This window comes from Catenuloplanes japonicus (assembly GCF_000717135.1).
In the GTDB taxonomy this organism is placed as follows: domain Bacteria; phylum Actinomycetota; class Actinomycetes; order Mycobacteriales; family Micromonosporaceae; genus Catenuloplanes; species Catenuloplanes japonicus.
Genome location: NZ_JNXY01000020.1, coordinates 113732 through 130452 on the forward strand (window position 1 = coordinate 113732; position 16721 = coordinate 130452).

The window sequence follows — 16721 nt, forward strand, 5'->3', positions numbered from 1 at the left end:
GCGCTGCGACGGACCGATCTGAGGAGTCCGCCACGCTCGGCCGGTGAATTGTCACGAAGGGCGCCTCCCGCGGTATCGCCGCGTGGCCTGACGAGGCCTCGCGACGTCGCACATCGTCCGCTCAGGGCGAGCGGACGCGGGAGAGGAGAAAAAACGTGGAAGGACAGGACTACAGGGTCGCGGACCTCGGGCTGGCCGAGGCCGGCCGGCACCAGATCCGGCTGGCCGAGCACGAGATGCCGGGCCTGATGGCGCTGCGCCGCGAGTTCGCCGAGGCCCAGCCGCTGCGCGGGGCCCGGATCGCCGGCTCGCTGCACATGACCGTGCAGACCGCCGTGCTGATCGAGACGCTGGTCGCGCTCGGCGCCGAGGTCCGCTGGGTCTCGTGCAACATCTTCTCGACGCAGGACGAGGCGGCCGCGGCCGTGGTCGCGGCCGGCACGCCGGTCTTCGCCTGGAAGGGCGAGACGCTGGAGGAGTACTGGTGGTGCACGATGCGCCTGCTGGACTTCGGCGACGGACAGGGCCCGAACCTGATCGTCGACGACGGCGGCGACGTCACGCTGCTGCTACACAAGGGCGTCGAGTACGAGCGGACCGGCACCGTCCCCGAGGCCACCGCGGCTGACCACGAGGAGCTGCGGATCATCCTGGACACGCTGCGCACCAGCCTCGCGGAGGACCCGCAGCGGTTCACCCGGATCGCGGCCGGCCTGCGCGGCGTCAGCGAGGAGACCTCGACCGGCGTGGCCCGGCTCTACCGGATGGAGGCCGAGGGCGCGCTGCTCTTCCCGGCGATCAACGTCAACGACTCGGTCACCAAGAGCAAGTTCGACAACAAGTACGGCATCCGCCACTCGCTCGCCGACGGCCTCAACCGGGCCACCGACGTCATGCTCGGCGGCAAGCTCGCGGTGATCTGCGGGTACGGCGACGTCGGCAAGGGCGCCACCGCCGCGCTGCGTGGCCAGGGCGCCCGGGTGGTGGTCACCGAGATCGACCCGATCTGCGCGCTGCAGGCCGCGATGGACGGCTACCAGGTCACCACGCTCGACGACATCGTGGAGCAGGGCGACATCTTCATCACCACGACCGGCGGCACGGACATCATCCGCGCGGACCAGATGGCCCGGATGAAGCACAACGCGATCGTGGCCAACGTCGGGCACTTCGACACCGAGATCGACATGGCCGGGCTGGCCGCCTACCCAGGCATCGAGAAGATCGAGGTCAAGCCGCAGGTGCACGAGTGGCGCTTCCCGGACGGGCACTCGATCCTGGTGCTCTCCGAGGGCCGGCTGATGAACCTGGGCAACGCCACCGGCCACCCCAGCTTCGTCATGTCGAACTCGTTCGCGAACCAGGTGATCGCGCAGATCGAGCTGTGGACGGCGGAGTACGCGACGAGCGTGCACCGCCTCGCCAAGCACCTGGACGAGAAGGTGGCGCGCCTGCACCTGGACGCGCTCGGGGTCAGGCTGACCACGCTCACCAAGGAGCAGGCGGAGTACCTCGGCGTGGACGTCGAGGGCCCGTTCAAGCCCGAGCACTACCGGTACTGACAGAGAAAGGGCGGGGCAACAGCCCCGCCCTTTCGCAAAGGATTACTTGGCAGCGGCCTCGTACAGCCGCTCCGGCGAGACCAGGCCCGCGTAGAGCTTGCCGTCGTCCGTCACCAGGATGCTGAAGAGCTTCCCGGAAAGCAGCCGGCCCTTGCCCCAGGCGCCACTGACCTCGGGGAACGACTCGGACAGCGCGGCCAGGTCCGGCGTGCCCCCGGGCGCGTCCTCCGGCTTGGCCGTCTCGCCCGGGGCCGCCTTCTCGGCAGCGCCCAGGTCCGCGGTGAAGACCGTGGTCCAGCCCTCGCCGATCGTCTTCGGCCCGGCCGCGGCGGCGACCTTGTCCAGCTCGGCCTGCTCCTCCGGGGTCAGTGCCTTGTCCGGGTCCTCGACCGCGGGGGCCTCCGGCGAGGCGCCGCCCTCGGTCACCACGCCACCGGGCGGCGGGTTGAACGCGAACTGCTCGTCGCCCGGCCGGTTGAAGTCGACCTGGGTGAACGCGACCTTGAACGCGGACGCGCCGTCCTGCTTCGCGATGATCTCGACGCGCAGCGGCACCTTCTTCTCCGCGTCGATCGCCAGCCGGACCTCGCCGACCAGCGACGTCTTGTCCCGCGGGCGGAGGATCAGCTCGTAGGCGTCGCGCCCGGCCACGCTGGCGGACCGCCCGACGACGACCTCCGTGGTCGGGTCGACGGCCGCGAGCGCCTGGTCCGCGGCCTCCTGCGGCGTGCTCGGCAGGTCCGACGGCATCGCCTCGGGCTTGTGGTCCGCCGACTCGGCCGGAATGGTCCAGTGCTGCGCGGTGTTGCCCGCGCTCTGCCAGATCCACACGTCCGTGCCGTTGCGGATCACGTCGGTCTGGCCGAGCGTGCCGACCAGCGCGACCCGGGACTTGTCCGGGTCCGAGTGCCAGACGCGCAGCGTGTTCGTGCCGGCGACCAGCGAGCCGAGGTTGCCGGTCTCGCCGCCGACGTCCGCGGCCAGCTTCGCGATGCCGGGCAGGCCGAGATCGGCGGTCTGCACGACCGTGCCGGACAGGCCGTCGACCTTCGCGGACTGCAGGTCGACCAGGAGCTCGGCCGCGCTGCGCGGCGGGAGCACCGGATCGGCGCCCGCGGCCAGCGCGCCTACCGCGGCGCCTCCGCCGATGACCGCAACCGCGGCGGCGGTCGGAATGAGCCAGCGTCGTGCGGTCGGGTTGTTCATCAGTGACATGGGTGTCGCACCTCCTGCACACCACTATGAGTCGGCGTGCCTGTGACGAAGCTGAGCGCCTGAGGCGGAGCTGAGACCGGTCGTGGCACTGTAACCATCATGCGACTTCTCGTGGTCGAGGACGAGGCCCGGATGGCACGGGCGCTGCAACGCGGCCTGCAGGCCGAGGGCTTCGCGGTGGACGTGGCAGCGGACGGTCCGGCCGGGCTGGACCTGGCCCGGCACGGCGGATACGACGCGATGATCCTGGACGTGATGCTCCCCGGCCTGTCCGGCTACCGCGTGGTGCGCCAGTTGCGCGCGGAGGACGTGTGGCTGCCGGTGCTCATGCTCAGCGCCAAGGACGGCGAGTACGACCAGGCGGACGGCCTCGACTGCGGCGCCGACGACTACCTGACCAAGCCGTTCTCGTTCGTGGTGCTGCTGGCCCGGCTGCGGGCGTTGCTGCGCCGCGGCGCACCGTCCCGGCCGGCCGTGCTCTCGGTCGGCGACCTCACGCTCGACCCGGCCCAGCGCCGGGTCAGCCGCGGCGGCGAGGAGATCACGCTGACCGCGCGCGAGTTCGCGCTACTGGAATACCTGATGCGCCGCGAGGGCACGGTCGTCTCCAAGACCGAGCTGCTCGACCACGTGTGGGACGCGGCCATGGACACCGCGCCGAACGTGGTCGAGGTCTACGTCGGCTACCTCCGCCGCAAGATCGGCCGGGACGTCCTGGAGACCGTGCGCGGCGCCGGCTACCGTCTCTCGGCCGCGTGATGACGACCCACGATCACCAGCAGCCGGGGGTACGCCGTGAGCGCTCACTCCGTACCCGCATCGTGCTCCTGGGGGTGGTCGGGCTGGCCGTGGGACTCGCGCTCGGCGGCGCCACGCTGATCGGCGCGCTGTGGGCCGCGATCGACGGCACCGCGGACGCGGAGGCCTCGAAGACCGCGCAGGCGATCGTGAAGCTGCTGGAGGAGGAGGCGCTGCCCGACACGGTCCCGGTCGCCGGCACCGACGTGCGCGTCCAGGTCGTCGACGCGCAGAACCGGGTGCACAAGTCGTCCATCGGCGCGGACCGGCTCACTTCCATGCTGCACGCGGACGAACTGCGCGACTCGACGGCCGGTGAGCGCGTGCAGATCGACGGCGTGCGCATCGGCCTGGCCGGTCCGGTGCTGATCGTGTCCGAGAGCACCGGCACCGGCGACGAGCGGCGCATCGTGCTCGTCGCCAAGTCCATGGCCGACCTGTTCCAGAGCGCCCGGTACGTCCGCGACGCGCTCCTCATCGCGTTCCCGCTGCTGGTCCTGGTGCTCGCGGTCGTCGGCTGGCGCGTCGTCGGCGTCACGCTGCGCCCGGTGGAGGCGTTGCGCCGCGGCGCCGAGGAGATCACCGGCGGTGGCCGGGCCGGACGGCTCCCGGTGCCCGCGTCCCGGGACGAGATCCACCGGCTCGCGCTCACGCTCAACGACATGCTCCAGCGGCTCGACACCGCCCGCGCCCGCCAGCGCGCGTTCGTCGCGGACGCCGCGCACGAGCTGCGCAGCCCGCTGGCCAGCATGCGCGTACAGCTGGAGGTGGCACAGCGGCTGCCGGACGACACGGACTGGCCCGCGTTCATCGACGACCTCATGATCGACGCGGACCGGCTGTCCCGGCTCGTCGACGACCTGCTGCTGCTGGCCCGCGCGGACGACTCGGCCGAGGCGGCGCGGCGCACCGCCCCGGTCGAGCTGGGCGAGCTGCTCACGGACCTGACCGGCCGCTACCCCGCGGTGGTGTTCACGCCGCCGTCCGAGCAGTTCTGGGTCGACGGCGACGCGGACGCGCTGCGTCGCGCGGTCGCCAACCTGCTCGACAACGCGGGCCGGCACGCGCGGGCCACGGTCGCGCTGGCCGTCACCACCGAGGGTCCGCGCCACCTGGTCACGGTCACCGACGACGGCCCCGGCATCCCGGCCGCGGACCGCGAACGCGTCTTCGACCGCTTCACCCGCCTCGACGACGCCCGCGCCTCGAACGACGGCGGCAGCGGCCTCGGCCTCGCCATCGTCCGCGAGGTCGTCCGCCTGCACCGCGGCGCGATCACGCTCACCGACGCGCCCGCCTCGGCCTCCGGTCTCCGCGCCGAGATCCGCCTCCCCGCGGCCGACTGACGCGTTGCCCCCACGCGGGTGCCGGCCCGCTAGCGCGTGGTGCAGACCTCGGCGGACTTCTGCACCGACGTGGTGGAGTAGACGACCGCGGCCGTGAAGCAGTAGTCCGCGTCCGGATTGTTCAGGTTCAGCGAGAAGCGCTCGGTGCCGGCCGGCAACTCCGTGATCAACTGTGGCGTCTGGCCCTTCCGGCCGCCGTTGAGGACCACCGGGCCCTCCGCGTTCTCCGGATAAGCCCAGGTCAGGGTCACTTGTGTCCGCCCGTCCTCGATCCTCAGGCCGGTGGGCGGGCCACCGGCCGGGCGCGCCGGGGCCTCCGCGGGCGGCGGCGTGGCGGTGTCCTGCACGGACGTGGCCGGAGCCTGCGGTGGCGGGGTCTGCTCGGTGTCGCGCTCGGTCAGCAGGAAGCCGCCGATCACCACGACCGTGCCGAGCCCGACCACGATCATCGCCGCGAGGATCTTGCCGATCGGACGCTCCGGATATCGCTCCGGGGCCGGACCCACCGGCCGCCGCGTCGGGACCAGCATGCCCGGCTGCTGCTGCACCGGCGCCGGACCGGCCGTCAGCGAGCGGTCCCCCTGGGTACGCCGGTGCGCCTTGATCTGCGGCTGCCCCGGCTGCCCGTAGCCCGGCGCCAGCGGCGAGTAGCGGCCACCCGGCGGCGGCGTGCGGACCCCGCGCGCCTGGGTACGCCACGGCTGCTCCTGCTGGGCCTGCCGCTGCGCGTAGCCACGCTGCTCCGGAGGACTGCCCGCGGCGTCGCTCGGAGCGCCGCCCGGCACGCTGCCCGGCGCGGGATCGGCCGGGACCGGGTGGCGCGGCGGGACGACCGCGGGCGTACCCGCGGCGGGCGGCTCCGGCGGACCGGCGTCCGGATCGTCGAAGACCGCCGGCGGGAGCGGCGCGGCCGTGCCCTCGTCGGCCCACCACTGATCCTCCGCCGGCCGGTGCGCCTGTCCACGCTCGTGCTCGTCGTAGGACGACATCGGCGTGGGCGGCGTCGCATACCGGCCCGGACGCCCCTGCGGCGGCACCACGGCCTGTTCCTCGGGCGCGGCCGGCGGCGGCGCGGACGACCAGGCACCGGCGGCCTCGGGCGGCTGCCAGGCGGGCGGCTCGTCCAACGGCCAGTCCCCGAACGCGGGATCCGGCTCGGCGTCGACCGGATCCTCCGTCGCCCAGGGCGTCGACCTCGGGATGCCGGACGTGGCCCGGCCCGGCGCGGCCTGGGCGGGCGGGGTCCACGGGGTCGCACCGGACTCGTCGTCGTGCTGCGCGCCCCGCGGCCACGGTTCGGACGGACCCGGGGCGGCCGGCGGCTGCCAGGGCTCGGACCGGCTCGCGGCCTCGGGTGCCGCCGATGGGCCCGTCGTCTGCGTCTCCCACGGCGTCGACGGCCGCCACGGTGTCGACGGACTCGGCGGCTCCCACCGCTCCGGGTCCGGCTGCGCCGGCCACTGTCCGGGATCCGGCTGCGCCGGCCACTGCTCCGGGTCGGCCTGTGCCGGCCACTGCTCCGGGCCCTGCTGTGCCCATGCTCCCGGCGCGGGCTCGCCGTCCGGCGTCCAGGTGTTCTTGTCCGCGGCCGCGGCCCGGTTGCGCAGCTCATGACCCGCGTAGAAGCTCACCGCCCGCCAGGGCTCGACGCCCTCGCCGGACTGCAACGGCGGATGCCACGGCCCGACGACGGGATCGTGCTCGGCCGCCAGGATCGACGACCCCGGGTCCTGGACCGGCGGCCGCCACGACTCCGGATCACGGTCCACCAGCGGCGTGTGCCAACCAGAATCAAGATCCTGCCACGGTACGCCCGAGAACTCCGGCTCCCCGGCCGGCACCTGCGCCTCGGCCGTCGGGGGAGCGGCCGGTACCGGATCCGCACCGGCATCGGCCTCCGGGGTGTCCTGGTGCGGCGTCTCGTCGTGAGTGGAGGGCGCGACGTCGTCGACGCCGATCGGCGCCGGGCCGGGCCCCGGCAGGCTTTCGCCGGCTTCGCCGGATCCGTCGTGCGGGATCGGTGTGGCCTCGGAGGCGGCGGGCGCCGCCGCCTCCGGCTCCTGACGATCCTGCTCACCGGCCGGGTCGTGCCTACCGGCCGGGTCATGCTTACCGGCCGGGTCGTGTTCACCGGCCGGGTCGGGCTTACGGGCCGCGCCGGGCTCCACCGCGATGTCCGGATTATTAGTGATGTCCGGATTATCGGCGAGGTGTGGCTCATGCGCGATGTCCGGCTCTACCGTGATGTCCGGTTCATGAGCGATATCCGGCTCATGGGTGAGGGCCTGCGCTGCGATCGGATCGGGCACGCCGGGGGCGGCCGGGGCGGGGCTCGGCTCCCACTCGAGGTTCTGGAGCGCGCTGAGATCGTCCACATCGGGCGGGAAGTCGTCGAAACCGGCGTCCGGCTCCGGAATCTCCGTCGCCCGTTCCACCCGCGGTTCCGTCGCCTGTCCCGCCTGCGGTTCCGTCGCCTGTTCCGCCCGGGGTTCCGGCGTTCGTGCCGCTCGGGGTTCCGGCGTCTCCGGGGTGAGGTTTGCCGCGGGCTGCGGTTCGGAAGCCCAGGGGCTCACCTTCGGCGCCCGCTGCGGCGCGGTTCCCCACGGCGAGCCGGTGCTCGCGGGCGCGCGGCCCGCTCCCTCGGCCGCGGGTGCCGCGTCCCCGCTGCCGTAAGGCGCGGGCAGGGACGCCTCGCTGGGCAGGGGCGAGGACGCCTCGCTGCCGTGCGGTGCGGGGCTGTCGTGCGGTGCGGGCAGGAACGACCCGCCGTCCTCGGCCGCGTCAACCGTCCTCGGCGTCGGCGCGGCGTCATCGTGGGACTCCGGCGCCCCGGCGGTTTCCGTGTCGCCGGGCGCGAAGGCCGGTTGCGGGCCGCCGTCCGGCTCTGCGGTGTCCGGGGCGTCCGGGGTGCCCGCGGCGACGGTGGGATCCGTGGGCACGGCGGGGGAGAAGGAGCTTCCGGGCGTACCGGCGAGATCTGGGGTTGGGGGGTTTGGCAGGGGATCGGCGGAGAAGTCGTCGTCGGCGGGGGAGCTGTTGTGGCAGACGTGTTCGGGGTCGGCGCCGGCGTGCGCGAGCGCCGCGATCTGGGCCGCCATCGGGTGACCGGCCGGCAGGTAGTCGCGGCAGAGGTCGCGGGCGCCGGCGAAGCGCTGGTGGGCCTCGCCGAAGTTGCCGCAGTCGCGTTCCATGGTGCCGAGCCGGGCGAGCATCTTGATGCCGGCGGGATGGCCCTCGCCGTAGGTCTCGCGATGCCGCCGGTACGCGTCGACGAGCAGCCGCCGGGCCGTGTCGCACTCGCCGCGCGCGTGCTCGACCGTGGCCAGGTCGGCCTGTGCGGCCAGCACGCGCATGCTGCCGGGGCCGTCGACCAGCGTCAGGCGCGCGACCACGTCGCGGTAGAGGTGCGCCGCGCCCGCGAACGCGCCCACGCGGTGCAGCACGGCCGCGAGCGTGGCGGCGGCGACCACGGTGCGCTCGTCCGCCGGACCGCGCAGCCGCCGCTGGGCCGTGTGCGCGAACGTGGCCCAGGCGCGGGCGGAGTGCGGTTCACCGAGCGCGACCAGGATGCGGGCCAGCAGGCCGGCCGCGTCGGCGAGGTCGGCCGACGCGCGCAGCGGATCGACGTCGACGGCGGCGAGTGCGTCGCTGAGCAGCATCTGGGCCGACCCGAGGTCGCCGGCGCCGACCAGGTCCTTCGCGTGTGCTGTCAGTTCCGCCAATCCGTGTGACACGTGCCCCATAGTGCTCGGTCAGAAACGATGAGTACAAGTGGGCGGTCTCGGCGGGTCTGTCCCCGCGCCGCCTTACTGGGCGATTCCGGACTGTCGAGAACCCGTCAGCGCAGCTCGTGGTCGGGGTCGAGGTGGTCGAGCAGCCGGGAGCTGATCTGCCCGAGCTGGCCGAGCTGTTCCGGTGTCAGCTGGTCGAAGAGGTGCGCGCGGACGCCGTCGACGTGCCGGGGCGCGGCCGCGGCCAGCACCTCGTAGCCCTGCTCGGTAAGCACGGCGAGCTGCCCGCGCCGGTCCGTGGGACAGTCCTCGCGCCGTACCCAGCCCTGCTCGGTGAGGCGCGTCACCGCGTGCGAGAGCCGGCTGCGGGACGAGGCGAGCGAGTCGGCGAGGTCGCTCATCCGCATGCTGCGGTCGGGGGCCTCGGAGAGCCGGACCAGGATCTCGTAGTACGCGTGCGGCATGCCTGAGTCCCGCTGCAGCTCCTTGTCGAGCGTCTCCAGCAGGGCCCGGGAGGCGAAGAGGAACGCCCGCCAGGTGCGTTGCTCGTCGGGGTTCAGCCAGCGCGTCATGTCCGTATGATAATCAACTAGTTGAACTCTCAACTATCCCCGGCTACCGTTGGCGTGGGATCGCACAGGACAGGGGATTCACGATGGGTGTCGTCAGGCTCAACCACGCAGTGCTCTACATCAGCAACCTGGACCGCAGCGTCGCGTTCTACCGCGACGTGCTCGGCTTCCGCCGGGTGCCGATGACGCCGAACGGGTTCCGGGCCGCGTTCATGCAGGCGCCGGACTCGACGAACGATCACGACCTCGGGCTCTTCGAGATCGGCGAGGCGGCCGGGCCGTCGACGGCCGGCCGGGCCACGGTCGGGCTCTACCACCTGGCGTGGGAGGTCGACACGCTGGACACGCTGGAGCAGGTGATGGCCGCGCTGGCGAATGCGGGCGCGCTGGTCGGCACGTCGGACCACGGCAGCACCAAGAGCCTCTACGGCCGGGACCCGGACGGGCTCGAGTTCGAGGTGGTCTGGCTCATCCCGCTGGATCTGCTGGACGAGTCCGCGCTGGCCGCGCGCAAGTCGATCGGGCGGCTGGACCTCGCCCGGGAGAAGCAGCGGTACGGCGGCCAGACCCGGGGCGGAGTAGGGATCTCCGTGCCGGCCTGACCGCCGTTTATCGCATGACTGTTACGCGGACTTGTCCTGCTTCCAGGAGAACGGACCGGGCAGGTCGACGCGGTGCGCGCGTGCCCGGGAGTTCCAGGACCAGCGGCCGATCTTGATGCTCCAGGACGAGAAACCGTTCTCGGTGAAGTTGAAGATCAGCGGTCCGAACTTCTTACGCTTACGGAACATCAGGCCCATGGCGTGTTGCTCCCTTCGTCTGCATAGCTGCCGGGGTTGTCGAACAAGTGCCCGAAACCCCGACAGCGCAAACGTATGGGTGAATTACCGCGGTTCCCACGCGTCCGGGCGCGTCGTCAGCTTCTTGACGTGGTTGGGCAGCCGGCCGCTGACCACGTCGGACAGGCTGGTCTCGTCGACCACCTCACGCACGGCGCTGCGGACCGCGACCCAGAGCTTGGGCAGGTTCTCCGCGGCGCCGTCGTACCGCGTCTCCTCCGGGCGCATGCCGCGCACGCCGGCGAGCGGGCCGTCGACCGCACGGAGGATCGAGCCGATCATGATCTCGCGCGGGCTCTGCGCCAGCGTGTAACCGCCCTCGGCACCGCGCTGGGCCCGGACGATGCCGGCGCGCCGGAGATCCGCGAGCACCGCCTCCAGGAACTTCCGCGGCATGTCCTGCTCCGCGGCGATGGCCTGGGCGGACATCAGCGACGGGTAGACCGAGGCCAGGCTGAGGGCGGCTCGGACGGCGTACTCGCCACGCGCGGAGATCTGCACCCCCACATTGTGACCCCGAACGTGGGGGGTACGTGCGCCGCCCTACTTTGTCCGAAAAAAGGCTGGCTCGGCGTTCTAGATTTTGTGGAACGCGGTCGTGCGCAGGCGGTGCGGGCCGGGGTCGTAGGCGTCCAGCGGCTGCCCGGTCAGCGCCGACCGGAACGCGCCGGGGGAGTGGCCGGTCTCGCGGTGGAAGAAGCGCCCGAAGTTCGTCGGCTCCGGGAAGCCCAGCGCCCGCCCGATCTCCGCGATCGGCGTGTCCGTGCAGGCCAGCAGCCGTGAGGCCTGCAGCGCCACCCGGTCGTCGATCACCTGTTTCGCGCTGCGCCCGGTCGCGGCCAGGCAGGCCCGGGTGAGCGTGCGGACCGAGCAGCCGACCTCGCGGGCGTACTCCTCGACGCGGCGGGTCACGGCGTACCGCTGCTCGACCGCGACCGTGAACGCGTGGAACGTGTCCGGGTGCACCGCGGTCCCGCCGGTCAGCAGCGCGATCCGCAGCATCAGCACGGTCAGCTGGTGACGCAGCAGATCGTCCGCGAGCGGCGTGCCGGCGTGCCGCTCCCGGTCCACCACCAGCTGGCTGACCTCGCTGATCACCGCGTCCTCGTCCTCGCCGGCGAGCTGCCAGCCGGAGCGGCCGGTGGGCTGCCAGCGGTCGTCCGGCAGATCCTCCGGGCGCCAGGAGATGAGCACCGCGTCCAGGCCGCGGCGGTTGAGCCGGATCGCCTGTCCGGGCCGGGCCCAGAGCAGCGTGCCGGGCCGGCAGTCATGACGGACGAAGTCGATCTCCTGACCGCCCTGTCCGACTGTGACCAGGAGGAGGAGATTCCGATCCAGCAGATGCGGTCCGTCTTCCGTGACGTCGCGGAGCGTAGTGGCACCGATCCCGGTGGCGCGTGCGGGCGTTCCGCCCGGCGGTGTCTGACCGATACCGACCATCCGACTGACGGTAACCGCCGCAGGCCAGGGCCGCATCCCGGCCGCCGTACTATTCCGTTTATTGCATATTTATGGCAATTTCGCGGTTTTTGAGGGTATAAGACTGACCCGCGCGGCCCTTATCGGAGCCGCGCGGGTCAGATCAGTTCTTTTGTCCCTTTTAGTGCGTTAAAAGCGCCCTTTACTACCGCCCCGCCAGCAGCCGGTTCACGGCGGCATCGACATCCAGGTGTTCGCCCTCGCGGCCCCTCGGTACCACCACGTACGTCCGGCGAAGGAACCGGACCAGCACGCTCCGTGGCACCTCGAAGAGGGCGTTCCCATCCGGCGACGACAGGGCCAGGGCGACGAAGTCACCCTTCGGAGTGGCCCACGGCCACACCCGGACATCGCCGATCCCGGCCGGCTCGTCGAGCCCGGTGACCAGCAGCTCCCTCGCAAATGACCAGCTCACGGCCTCTCCGCCGGCCGTTTCGGCGTGGAAGAGGACGTGTACCGCGTACGGATCTGACGGGTCATAGCGAAGGCTGGCGCGCACCGGCAACGCGGTAGCATCCGGTGCGACAAGCCGCAGCGACGTCTCGACCTCGACGGTCGTCGGTCGGATGACACTCATTGACGTTCTCCCCCCGGCACCGCTGCGGGGTACTCACCCCGCGTATCCCATACTCAGCGGATACATCCGATTACGCTCCGTCATACGCTGATCTCACCCAGTAGTAGGAAGTCGGGCCGAACTGCTCTTTCCCAAGAAAGATTTCAAGTACGATCCCGGCGTCTTGCCTGCTGCGCGGTCCGCCGTTTCCGGCGGTACCAACGTCGACTCACTCCGGTAACGTCGAGTTGTCCAGATCAGTGACGGCCCTAGGGCTACCGGGGGTAGGTAATGGCGGCAAATCCCTCCACGGCGTCCGATTCCACCGGGACCACCCTGGGTGATCATGAGGCGCAAGAGGTCCTTGAGGAAGTGACCAAGCCGGTCCCGCGCTGGCGGCGCGGCATCCACGACCGCATGGCCCTCATCCGCGCCAACCCCACCGGCGCCATAGCCCTCAAGATCGGCGTCGGCATCCTCGGCGCCGTCGTGGTCGCGGTCGGCATCGTCGCCATCCCGCTCCCCGGCCCCGGCTGGGGCATCGTCATCGTCGGCCTCGCCATCTGGGCCGTCGAGTTCGCCTGGGCCCGCCACCTGCTCCACTTCACCCGCAAACACGTCCAGGCCTGGACCCGCTGGATCATGCGCCAGCCCTGGCCGCTCCGCTCCCTCCTCGGCCTCCTCTGCTTCGTCTTCATCAGCGCCGTCGTCTGGCTGTCACTGAAGCTCACGATGGGCATCGACCTGTTCCGGATCGGCCTCGATCTGCTCGGCCGCCCCTGAAACCCTGCTGGCCCGGCCGTGCCGCAACCCCGATGTGCGTCCGGGCCTGGGTATCCGGTATTGTTCCTTCTCGCAAGGGCGATTAGCTCAGTGGAAGAGCGCTCCGTTCACACCGGAGAGGTCACTGGTTCGAACCCAGTATCGCCCACGAGATGCAGGGGCCGTGTGTTCGCGGAAAGCGCGAACCGCGGCCTCTCGTCATTCTGCTCAGGGGGCCGAGCCCCCTGAAACCCCGCGGTGTGGTGGGGGCGCTGGGCGGTTACGTACCGCTCTCGGTCTGGCCGTACCCGTTGCCGCAACCGGCCTGCGCACCGTTCTAACGGTCGTCTCAGGATCGTTCAGGACAGTAGGCATTGCCGGGCGACGCGGGTCTCGGCCTCGTCGGGCACGGCTGAGCGCGCCGTGCTGCACGGCGACCAGGCCGGTGCCGGCGCCGTAAAGGACGGCCGCGCTCCTGAGAGGCAGCCACTCATGATCTCTGTGCTCGTGGCGAACGACAGGATCTGTGACTCCCCGTCGTCGGCCGGCGTGCGCCGGCGCAGCAGGGCCCGCACCTGGGCCGGCAGCTCTGCCTCGGTCAGGTTCTCCAGGACCGCGTCCTGCTTGCGGCCCAGGACTGCCAGCAGCTTCTCCTTCTCCAGTTTCTTGGCCGCCGTGGCCTTCGCCGCCTGGTCCTCCGCGAGGCGGACGGCGATGACGTGCTTGACGACCTCCAGCTTGGTCTCCAAGGCTGCCCTGGCCGGGTTGGTCTCGGTGGCCACGAACGACTCGGTGTCGATGGCCTTGAGCTCGGCGTTGACGGCCTTGCTGCGGATCGTGGAGCTGAATCCGAGGCCGGACAGCTGGTCCGGGGACGGCTCGCACCTGGTGCGGTCGCCGAGAACCTCGAACACCTTGCGGTGCGGTTGCAGGTCCCGGCGGAGGAACTCGTTGTAGATCCCCCGCGTCGGCTGGTCGTTCACACACCCCTTCAGCATGAAGAAGTAGTGGCGGTTGCCGACCTCGGTGCTCTCCCTCTTGTTGTACTGATTCACCTCGATCCGGTACTCGCCGTCCGGGACGATGCCGGCCCAGGTGACGTTCTCCACCGGCTCGCGGGAGAACGGACCGCCCGCGTTCATGTCGACGTCGAGTTTGTTGCGCTTCTCCCGGTACCAGATGTGGTCGCCGTTGGGTTCGAACACGTGCAGGTCGAGGTCGTCGTGGTTGAACCGGGACAGGCTCACCCGCACCTTGCCCGTGACGTTGCCGCCGGCCCGCTTCACCTTCTCCTTGATCGAGTCGGTGACGTTGCCGCCGTAGGACCAGCCGAAATCGTTGTCCCAGGTGACCAGCGGCGGGGCGGCCGGGTGCCGACCGGTGGTGAGGCTGACGAAGTGCGGCTCGTGGCTGTTGGCGACCCACAGGTCGATGCTCGCGGCACCGGGCAGGGCGTCCTTCATGAAGGTGACCACCGGAATCTCCTCCGGCTTCGCGTCCTGACGGCGTGCGCTCGGGGCCCCCGAACAGGGCTACCCGGTCCGCCGTGGATTCCCGGCCGAAACCACCTCGACCGGCTCGGTCGATCCCCCACACATCAGCTCGCCGACCCGGCCCTGGCCGCGCGGCTGCTCGGGCTCGACAACGGTGCGCTGCTGCGCGCCGAGCAGGGCAGTACCGAACTACGCGGGTGAGCGCGCCTATCGCCGTCGTCCCGCTGGCACTACTCGGCCCGTGATGCAGACGGCGAACGCGATCTGGTCTCTGGCCGGCACCCACCAGATCCCGCCGCAATAGGCTCGCCGGCGTGGAGCTTTCTGGGTCGCCGATTCTGAGTATCCGGCGTGGGGAAGGGGTGGTGCGGCGGGCGACGCACGTGCATCCGGAGCCGGTGCTGTTGTGGAGCGGGGCGGCGACGCTGGGCGGGACGGTGGGGGGCAGGGAGTGGCTGATTCCGCCGGGGTACGGGTTGTGGGTTCCGGGCGGGGTCGCGCACGGCGGGACGGTGGTGCGGGACGGGGAGTTGTCGATCCTGCACTTCGATGCGGCACGGTGTCCGATCGACTGGAGCGAACCCACCGGCGTCGCGGCCGGGCCGCTGCTGCGGGAGCTGATCCGGCACCTGTGCCGCATCACGCCGGAGGACGTGAGCCGGGACGCCGGCGAACGGTTGCTCTTCGCGCTGATCGCGCCGCTGCCGACCCATGAGGTGCAGGTGGCCATGCCGGAGGATCCGCGGGTGCGCGCGGTCGCGGAGCGGCTGGTGATCGACCCGGCGGACCGGCGTGAGCTGGCGGATTGGGCGGATCACGTGCATGCGAGCGTGCGTACGCTGTCCCGGCTCTTCCTGGCGGAGACGGGGCTGAGCTTCGCCGCGTGGCGCACGCAGGTCCGGATCCGGGCCGCCGTGGCGCTGCTGGCCGAGGGGAGAACGGTCGACGCCACCGCCCGTGCGGTCGGATACGGCAGGCCGAGCGCCTTCATTGCCGCGTTCCGCCGCGCCACGGGGCAGACGCCCGGCCTGTACGTGAATGCGGACGGGCGCCGATGACGGGGTGGCCGTTGCGCGTTATCGGTTGACCGCCATGCGTCCGGCGGCCTGCTTACGGTGATCGGAGCCCGGAGAACCGTGATCCGGGAGACCGAAGTGGAGCCTCATCCGATGCAACGACACCTTGCTTTCGTCGGCCGTGACGGTGCCGGCCACATCAATCCGACGCTGCCGGTGGTGGCGGAGCTGGTGCGGCGCGGGCACCGGGTCACCTACGCGGTCGGCGCGCCGTTCGCCGAGGCGGTGCGGCAGGCGGGGGCCGGGTATCTGCCGCTGCCGGAGAACGACCTCGGTGGCGGGCAGGCGGGGCAGAGCGCGATGCGGAACGCGGACGTGGTCGCGATGATCGCGGGGATGCTGCTCGACCGGACCGGCCGGGAGCTGCCCGTGCTGCGTGACGGGTTCGCCGCGGATCGGCCGGACGCGGTCTGTTACGACGGCAGCTCGGTCTCCGGCGCGATGCTCGCCGAGCTTCTCGGCGTGCCCGCGGTGCAGCTGGTCCCCACGTTCGCCGCGAACGCGCACTATTCGCTGCTGGACGAGTTCGTCCCCGATCCGGAGCGCCTCGCCGCCTCCGAGGCGGCCGCGGACGCGCGGGTGCGTGCCTACGGCGCGACGCTCGGCATCACGCGGACGCTGGGCACGGCGCTGACCCGTACCGCGGCCGACCTCAACATCGTCTTCGTGCCGCGGCGGTTCCAGTACCACGGCGAGACGTTCGGCGACGACTACGTCTTCGTCGGGCCGTCCGGGCACGACCGCGTCGTCGCGGCCGGCTGGGAGCCGCCCGTGGCCGGGACCCCGCTGCTGTTCGTCGCGCTGGGGACGATGATGAACCAGCATCCGGAGTTCTTCCGGCTCTGCATCGACGCGTTCGCGGGCACCGGCTGGCAGGTCGCCATGGCCGTCGGCACCCGGGTCGACCCCGCCGAGCTGGGCGAGATACCGCCGAATGTCGAGGTGCGTCCGTACTTCCCGCAGCTGGAGGTGCTCGCGCATGCCCGGGTGTTCGTCACGCACGCCGGGATGAACTCTGCCATGGAGGCGATCCTCCACCGGGTGCCCACGGTCTCCGTGCCGCAGACGCCCGAGCAGGTCGCGAACGCCCGGCGGCTGGACGAGCTCGGCCTCGGCGTCACGCTGCCGGAGCAGACCGCCGCCGCGCTGCGCGACGCCGTGACCGCGATGGACACCAGCGACGTGGTACGCGGGAACCTCGCCGACCTGGCCCGGCACGTCCAGGAGGCCGGCGGCGCGGTCGCGGCCGCCGACGCCGTCGAGAAGCTGTGGACGCCGACGGGAGGTTAGGG

The 16721-nt window shown here is 71.7% G+C and carries 14 protein-coding genes, 1 tRNA gene and 2 pseudogenes; 8 read left to right on the forward strand and 9 right to left on the reverse strand.

The features are described 5' to 3' along the window. The first annotated feature begins 155 nt into the window (after nucleotides 1-155). Nucleotides 156-1562 (forward strand): adenosylhomocysteinase, encoded by a 1407-nt coding sequence (gene ahcY, locus OP04_RS26380; protein WP_033342518.1) that lies wholly within the window; start codon nucleotides 156-158, stop codon nucleotides 1560-1562. Between the two features lie 42 nt (nucleotides 1563-1604). Here ahcY and OP04_RS26385 read toward each other — a convergent pair whose 3' ends face one another. Next, complete coding sequence (locus OP04_RS26385) at nucleotides 1605-2777, reverse strand: LolA family protein (protein ID WP_033342519.1); 1173 nt, start codon at nucleotides 2775-2777, stop codon at nucleotides 1605-1607. Nucleotides 2778-2876: 99 nt separating this feature from the next. Between OP04_RS26385 and OP04_RS26390 the strand changes: the two genes are divergently transcribed. Together OP04_RS26390 and OP04_RS26395 are read left to right on the forward strand one after the other, a co-directional pair. Continuing rightward, nucleotides 2877-3536, forward strand: coding sequence for a response regulator transcription factor (locus tag OP04_RS26390; protein WP_033342520.1), 660 nt, complete (start codon nucleotides 2877-2879; stop codon nucleotides 3534-3536). A 62-nt stretch (nucleotides 3537-3598) separates the two neighbouring features. Continuing rightward, nucleotides 3599-4921, forward strand: coding sequence for a sensor histidine kinase (locus OP04_RS26395; RefSeq protein WP_033342609.1), 1323 nt, complete (start codon nucleotides 3599-3601; stop codon nucleotides 4919-4921). Between the two features lie 29 nt (nucleotides 4922-4950). Here the strand turns inward: OP04_RS26395 and OP04_RS54825 are convergent, their stop codons facing one another. Both OP04_RS54825 and OP04_RS26405 read right to left on the reverse strand, forming a co-directional pair. Continuing rightward, nucleotides 4951-8655, reverse strand: a complete 3705-nt coding sequence (locus OP04_RS54825; protein ID WP_232323746.1) for a tetratricopeptide repeat protein — start codon at nucleotides 8653-8655, stop codon at nucleotides 4951-4953. Nucleotides 8656-8759: 104 nt separating this feature from the next. Beyond that, nucleotides 8760-9224: a MarR family winged helix-turn-helix transcriptional regulator gene (locus OP04_RS26405; protein ID WP_033342522.1), complete on the reverse strand. Its 465-nt coding sequence runs from the start codon at nucleotides 9222-9224 to the stop codon at nucleotides 8760-8762. 83 nt (nucleotides 9225-9307) lie between these two features. Between OP04_RS26405 and OP04_RS26410 the strand changes: the two genes are divergently transcribed. Next, the gene (locus OP04_RS26410; RefSeq protein WP_033342523.1) at nucleotides 9308-9826 is read left to right on the forward strand and encodes a VOC family protein; all 519 of its coding nucleotides are present in this window, start codon (nucleotides 9308-9310) and stop codon (nucleotides 9824-9826) included. A gap of 21 nt (nucleotides 9827-9847) precedes the next feature. On the opposite strand, the gene OP04_RS52010 is transcribed toward OP04_RS26410, so the two are convergent. From OP04_RS52010 to OP04_RS26425, 4 genes are all read right to left on the reverse strand, one after another. Then, nucleotides 9848-10024, reverse strand: a complete 177-nt coding sequence (locus OP04_RS52010) for a DUF4236 domain-containing protein (protein WP_085066785.1) — start codon at nucleotides 10022-10024, stop codon at nucleotides 9848-9850. An 84-nt stretch (nucleotides 10025-10108) separates the two neighbouring features. Continuing rightward, nucleotides 10109-10564 carry an RrF2 family transcriptional regulator gene (locus tag OP04_RS26415; protein ID WP_033342610.1) on the reverse strand — a complete coding sequence of 152 codons (456 nt, stop codon included), beginning with the start codon at nucleotides 10562-10564 and terminating at the stop codon, nucleotides 10109-10111. A gap of 75 nt (nucleotides 10565-10639) precedes the next feature. Further along, on the reverse strand, nucleotides 10640-11503 hold the full coding sequence (locus OP04_RS48615) for a helix-turn-helix domain-containing protein (RefSeq protein ID WP_063746691.1): 864 nt from the start codon (nucleotides 11501-11503) through the stop codon (nucleotides 10640-10642). Nucleotides 11504-11687: 184 nt separating this feature from the next. Beyond that, nucleotides 11688-12119 (reverse strand): SsgA family sporulation/cell division regulator, encoded by a 432-nt coding sequence (locus OP04_RS26425; RefSeq protein ID WP_033342524.1) that lies wholly within the window; start codon nucleotides 12117-12119, stop codon nucleotides 11688-11690. 351 nt (nucleotides 12120-12470) lie between these two features. Here OP04_RS26425 and OP04_RS26430 point away from each other — a divergent pair, with 351 nt between their 5' ends. Beyond that, entirely contained in the window at nucleotides 12471-12881 is a 411-nt protein-coding gene (locus OP04_RS26430; protein ID WP_232323747.1) for a TIGR02611 family protein, read from the forward strand. 76 nt (nucleotides 12882-12957) lie between these two features. Continuing rightward, nucleotides 12958-13029: transfer RNA gene (locus OP04_RS26435), tRNA-Val, on the forward strand. Between the two features lie 394 nt (nucleotides 13030-13423). Here the strand turns inward: OP04_RS26435 and OP04_RS54830 are convergent. Further along, nucleotides 13424-13687 (reverse strand): annotated as a pseudogene (locus OP04_RS54830) (hypothetical protein); the annotation flags it as partial. After that, nucleotides 13679-14362 (reverse strand): annotated as a pseudogene (locus OP04_RS52015) (hypothetical protein); the annotation flags it as partial. The pseudogenes OP04_RS52015 and OP04_RS54830, both read right to left, overlap by 9 nt. A gap of 356 nt (nucleotides 14363-14718) precedes the next feature. Here OP04_RS52015 and OP04_RS26450 point away from each other — a divergent pair. Together OP04_RS26450 and OP04_RS26455 are read left to right on the forward strand one after the other, a co-directional pair. Then, the gene (locus OP04_RS26450; protein ID WP_198153983.1) at nucleotides 14719-15411 is read left to right on the forward strand and encodes a helix-turn-helix transcriptional regulator; all 693 of its coding nucleotides are present in this window, start codon (nucleotides 14719-14721) and stop codon (nucleotides 15409-15411) included. Between the two features lie 111 nt (nucleotides 15412-15522). Beyond that, nucleotides 15523-16719: a macrolide family glycosyltransferase gene (locus OP04_RS26455; RefSeq protein WP_033342526.1), complete on the forward strand. Its 1197-nt coding sequence runs from the start codon at nucleotides 15523-15525 to the stop codon at nucleotides 16717-16719. The last annotated feature ends 2 nt before the right edge of the window (nucleotides 16720-16721 follow it).